Annotated in this window: 2 protein-coding genes; one reads left to right on the forward strand and one right to left on the reverse strand. The window is 29.9% G+C overall.

From position 1 onward, the window contains the following. Positions 1–416: nitroreductase family protein (locus tag VK998_RS12135; protein ID WP_325228715.1), on the reverse strand; the 416-nt coding region annotated here is incomplete at its 3' end. Between the two features lie 188 nt (positions 417–604). Here VK998_RS12135 and rocF point away from each other — a divergent pair. Further along, entirely contained in the window at positions 605–1,501 is an 897-nt protein-coding gene (gene rocF / locus VK998_RS12140) for an arginase (RefSeq protein ID WP_325228718.1), read from the forward strand. Positions 1,502–1,675: the final 174 nt, after the last annotated feature.

Raw genomic sequence — 1,675 nt, forward strand, 5'->3', positions numbered from 1 at the left:
ATATTTCTATCATTTTCTAGTAATTTAAAATCTTCTTTTTGAAAGTTTTTGTATTTCTCTATTCTAGCTTCAGCCATATCACCAGGTATATTATGAACATCTTCTACCATGTATTTAATATAATCTGAACTAAATACCATATCCATTTTTTTACGTGCTAATATAATAACTAAACGGCTTAAGGTAGGCATCTGCCTTTGAACACCCCAAGCGACCGGTAGAATTTTTTCCCTTAAAGTTTCATCCTCTATTACTAGAAATTTCCAAGGCTCAAAGCCAAAAGAACTAGGGGATAATCTTCCTATTTCCAATATAAAATTCAAATCTTCTTCCGATACTTTCTTACTCTTATCAAACTCTTTGCAAGCAAATCTAAACTTGTGTGCTTTTAAAATCTCTTCTTTTTTCTTATCCATATTAACCCTCCCATTGATCATTTATATTGTCTATATACCCTATTATTTGAAAATATTAAGAATTTATTTTAAACTAAATATTTTTAATAATCTAAAATGTTTGCTTGTCCTAAAATTTATAAATGATATAATAAAATTGTATCAGGTACTATTTTTGTCAAATATTATATTACAAAGGAGGTTTTATAATGGATATTAGTTTAATCGGAGTACCCATTATGTATGGTTGCGATCGCCAAGGCGCTCAATATGGACCAAAAAAATTAAGACAGAAGGCCATAATAGATATAATAAGAAGACATAAAGAAAATGTTTATGATTTAGGAAATTTATTTGTTCCTCATATCCCAGAAGAAGATAAATATGCTCATCATGAAAAAATCAAGTATTTAAAGCCTGTGGTTGATATAAACACTAATTTAGCTCATTCAGTTTTTAGTGCATTAACTTCAAAAAGTTTTCCTTTCATAATTGGCGGAGACCATTCCATCGGTTTAGGTAGTATCTCAGGTTCTAGTAAATTTCATAATAATTTGGCAGTCATTTGGGTCGATGCTCACGGAGATATAAACACCCACGAGACTTCACCTTCAGGCAATTCCCACGGCATGCCATTAGCTGCAGCTTTAGGCGTTGGTGAACCTTCCATGACCAATCTATATTTTAACGGTCCTAAGGTAAAACCAGACAATGTATTTATTATTGGTGCTAGAGATTTAGATGAAGGTGAAATTAAACTTGCCAAAGAATTAAAATTAAATCTATATACTATGGATAACATTAGAAAAGTTGGTTTAGAATCGGTTATAAAAGAAGTTATAGAAAAAATTGAAAATTCCAATGTAGATGGCACCCATTTAAGTTTTGATATTGATGTGATGGACAAAAGCCTTGTTCCAGGAACTGGAACTCCAGTAGATAAAGGGTTCAATTTAGAAGAAGGGAAAATAGTTCTTAAAGAGTTTTTAAATACAGGATTAATAAAATCTATGGATTTAGTAGAATTGAACCCTAATCTAGATGAAAACGATACCACAGCAAAACTTTGCATAGATTTAGTAGATTGGATTTTTAAACAATTATAATTTTTATAAATTATATAATAATATACAGAAGAAGAAGGAGGTTTTGTTTTGAAAACGCTTATTACTTTTAAATATACAAATGAAGAATTTAAAAACTTAGAAGATTTAGGGTACGATATAATCTTTGAAGATGAGAAGGATTTTTCTTTTACAAATGATATGAAGGATGCTGAA

The organism is Schnuerera sp. (assembly GCF_035459645.1).
In the GTDB taxonomy this organism is placed as follows: Bacteria; Bacillota; Clostridia; order Tissierellales; family Tepidimicrobiaceae; genus Schnuerera.